At 69.8% G+C, this 4,022-nt stretch carries 2 protein-coding genes; one reads left to right on the forward strand and one right to left on the reverse strand.

The genetic code is table 11. The features are described 5' to 3' along the window. Positions 1-307, reverse strand: a 307-nt coding sequence (locus tag ASF80_RS19495; protein WP_235560061.1) for a hypothetical protein, incomplete at its 3' end; no start/stop codon positions are given. On the opposite strand from ASF80_RS19495, the gene ASF80_RS18570 reads away from it, so the two are divergent. After that, on the forward strand, positions 285-4,022 hold a 3,738-nt coding region (locus ASF80_RS18570), incomplete at its 3' end, for a beta strand repeat-containing protein (RefSeq protein ID WP_414846018.1). The genes ASF80_RS19495 and ASF80_RS18570 overlap by 23 nt on opposite strands.

A 4,022-nucleotide genomic window follows, 5' to 3' on the forward strand; every position in this document is an offset into this window, starting at 1 on the left:
GTGTGGTGTTGTCGGGTGTGGTGTGGCCGGATGCGGGGGCTCCGGGTGTGATCGCTCCGGGGGCGACGGCGACGGCGACGGGGTCGTATGTGATCGTGCAGGCGGATGTGGATGCGGGTCGTGTGGTGAACACGGCGTCGGTGTCTGGTGTGCCGGCGCGCAGTGAGCCGATCACGGTGGTGTCGCCGGAGAGTGTGGTGGCGACGGTCGCTGCGGCTCCGGCGGTGTCTGTGGCGGATAGTGGTGCGTTGGCTCCGGGGGCGACCGGACGGGCCGGTGATGTGGTGACGTGGACGTATGTCCTCACCAACGACGGCAACGTGACTCTGACCGGCGCCGCCCTCGCAGACGCCCTCGTCGGCACGACTCCGCCGACGTACACCTGGACGACCCCGGTCGGAATCCTCGGTCCCGGTGAGTCGGTGACCGCGACAGCGACGTACGTCCTGACCCAGGCGGACGTCGACGCGGGCAGCGTCACCAGCCTCGTCACCGGAACCGGCACGCCCTCCAACGGTGGAGCCGCGGTCTCGGCCACGACCCCGGCCACCGTGCCGATCGCGAGCGCTCCGCAGCTCGTCGTCACGAAGGACGATGCCGCGACCGGCGGCAGCGTCGGCGACACGATCGACTACTCCTTCACGATCGAGAACCGCGGAAACGTCACGCTCTCGGGTGTCGTGCTGTCCGACACCCTCGCGGGCCTCAGCACGCCGACCATCACCTGGCCGACGACGAACCGCGTGCTCGCACCGGGCGAGGTCGCCACGGCCACAGCGACCTACGTCATCACCCAGAGCGATGTCGACGCCGGCAGCGTCACGAACACCGCCACGGCGAACGCATCCGTTCCCGGTGGTGCATCGATCTCGGCATCCTCCGCCGAGGTCGAAACGCCGCTCGACGTTCCGGCCCCCGCGGTGGTCACGACGAAGTCGGCGGTCATCGCCAACGGAGCAGGCGGAGCGGTCGGCGATGTCATCGAGTACACCGTCACCGTCCGCAACTCCGGAAACGTGACGCTCGACGGTGTGGGCATCGTCGACGAGCTCGACGACCTCTCCGACATCTCGGTCGTCTGGCCAGGCGTCGAAGGCGTTCTCGCGCCGGAGCAGACGCTCGTCGGCACCGCTCGTTACGTCATCACGCAGGCCGACGTCGACCGCGGATCTGTGTCGAACATCGCGGTGGGCTCGGGCACCGATCCCTCAGACACCACGGTCGAGGACCCCTCGGACCAGGTCGTGGTGCCCACAGTCACCGCCAGCGCCGACGCGACGGTCACGAAGAGCGGAGTGCTCGAGCCGGGTGCGACCGGCCGTGCAGGCGACACGGTGCAGTATTCGTTCCGCATCGCGAACACGGGCAACGTCACGCTGTCGGCGGTCGCCCTCACCGACCCGCTCGTCGGTCTGTCGGACATCGAGGTGACCTGGCCGGGCGCGGAGGGCGTCCTCGCTCCCGGTGCGACGGCCGATGCCACGGCCGAGTACGAACTCACCCAGGCCGATGTCGACCGGGGCCGCGTCGACAACACCGTCACTCTGACAGCATCCGCTCCGGGTGGGGCGACGCTCGACCGCACGGCCACCGCGACCGTGCCGATCACGGAGGCTGCGGAACTCACGACGGTGAAGAGCGGACAGTTGCTCGAGCCGGGCATCGGAGCGGTCGGCGATGTCATCGAGTACCGTCTCGTGGTGACCAACACGGGCAACGTGACGGTGCAGGACGGCCGCCTCATCGATCGTCTCGCCGGTCTCTCGCTTCCCGAGATCGCCTGGCCCGGTCCTGAGGGCGAGCTCCTGGTCGGCGACACCGTCGTGGGAATCGCACGGTACACGCTGACCCAGGCCGACATCGACCGCGGGTTCGTGCGCAACGTGGCCGGTGTCGAGGCCGTCACCGAGCAGGGGACGATCGTCGTCGCCGACTCCAACCCTGTCGTGATCAGCACCGTGCAGCCCGCCGCCGCTCTGACGGTCGTGAAGGACGGCGTCGTCGACGGCGACGGCGGTGCGGGTGGCACCGTCGATTACACGTTCCGCATCACGAACACCGGAAACGTGACCGTCAGCGCCATCACGCTCGCCGACCCGATGCCGGGACTCAGCGCGCCGCAGATCACCTGGTCGGGTGCCGAGGGCGTGCTCGCACCGGGACAGACTGCGATCGCGACGGCCGGCTACACCATCACGCAGACGGATGTGGATGCCGGATCGATCGCCAACGCGGCGACGGCGAGCGGAAGCTCGCGCGGGGGGCCCGTCACGAGCCCCGCGGGTATCGAGACCGTCGACACGCAGGGCATCCAGGCCTCGATCATCGTGGGCAAGACCGCAGCCCTCGACCCCGACGCCACCGGTGTCGAGGGTGACGTCGTGACGTGGGGCTACTCGCTGCAGAACACCAGCAACGTCACGCTCACGGGAGTCGCGCTGACCGACCGCCTCGGCGGTTCCACGGCTCCCGCGTACACGTGGCCCGACCCGGCTCGCCCCGGAGTGCTGCTCCCCGGCCAGACCGTGACGGCCGTCTCGACCTACGAACTCACTCAGGCAGACATCGATCGCGGTGGAGTCTCGAGCGCCGTCGACGGCGTGGGCACCCCGCCGCGCGGGGCTGACGTCACCGGGACCGCCACGGCCTCGGTCCAGGTCGCCGCACGTCCCGGCATCGCTGCGACCAAGTCCGGGGCGGTCGACGGCGCGGGCGATGTCGGCGACAGGATCGACTACACGTTCGGCATCACGAACACGGGCAACGTCACGCTCACGCTCGTCGACCTCGTCGACGCGCTGGTCGGCGTGACCTCGCCCACGTTCGACTGGCCGGGTGAGCCCGGCATCCTGCTCCCGGGTGAGACCGTGGATGCCGCCGCGGAATACACGATCACCCAGGCGGATGTGGATCGCGGCTCGGTGACGAACATCGCGACGGCGAGCGGCAAGCCGCCGGTGGGCGACACGATCACGGCGAGCACGCCACCGACGAACACCGGTGTCGCCGCAGCCGCCCCCGAGCTGCTCACCGGCAAGACGGCCGCTGTTCGCGGAGACGGAGCGGTCGGCGACATCATCGACTACTCCTTCACGATCGAGAACACCGGAAACGTCACCGTGTCGGCGATCACGCTGACGGACCCGCTGGCGGGGCTCTCCGTCCCGGACGTCCGCTGGCCCGGCGAGCCCGGGGTCCTCGCGCCGGGTGAGGTCGCGACCGCGATCGCCAGCTACGCGATCACGCAGGCCGATGTGGATGCCGGTGAAGTGGTCAACATCGCCACCGCCGCCGGATCCGCTCCGAGCGGGGCAGCCGTGCAGGACGCCTCAGACCGGATCAGCACCCCGACGGTCGCTGCGGATGCCGGGATCGCGATCGACAAGACCGGCGCACTCGCACCGGGCTCCACCGGACAAGTGGGCGATGTCGTGCAGTTCGGCTTCACGATCGCGAACACCGGCAACCAGACATTGAGCGGGGTCGACCTCTCCGACGCCCTGCCCGGGCTCAGCGCCATCGACGTGGTCTGGCCGAGCGACGACCCCGCAGCGGCGGGCGTCCTGCCTGTCGGTTCCACGGCTCGCGGCACCGCGATCTACGCGCTCAGCCAGGCGGACATCGACGCCGGATCGGTCGCGAACGCGGTCGAGGTCTTCGCGACCACACCGGCCGGTGCCTCGGTCGACGCCGCGGATGCCGCAACGGTCACCGTTCCTCGGACTCCAGCTCTGTCTGCGGTGAAGACGGGGGTGCTCGCTGCCGGTGACATCGGCGCGGTCGGCGACACGGTGGAGTACGCGGTGGTGGTCACGAACACGGGCAACGTGACCGTCACGGGTGGTGTGCTGGTGGACCCGATGGTGGGGCTGTACGACGTGTCGATCGTGTGGCCGAACCCCGCCGCGCCTGGCCGCGTGGGTGTCGGGGAGCAGGCTGTCGGTCGGGGAAAGTACGACCTGACGCAGGCGGATGTGGATGCGGGGTTTGTGGAGAATACGGCGTCGGTGGCGGCGTTTGCT

It is taken from the genome of Microbacterium sp. Leaf159 (assembly GCF_001423615.1).
Lineage (GTDB): Bacteria > Actinomycetota > Actinomycetes > Actinomycetales > Microbacteriaceae > Microbacterium.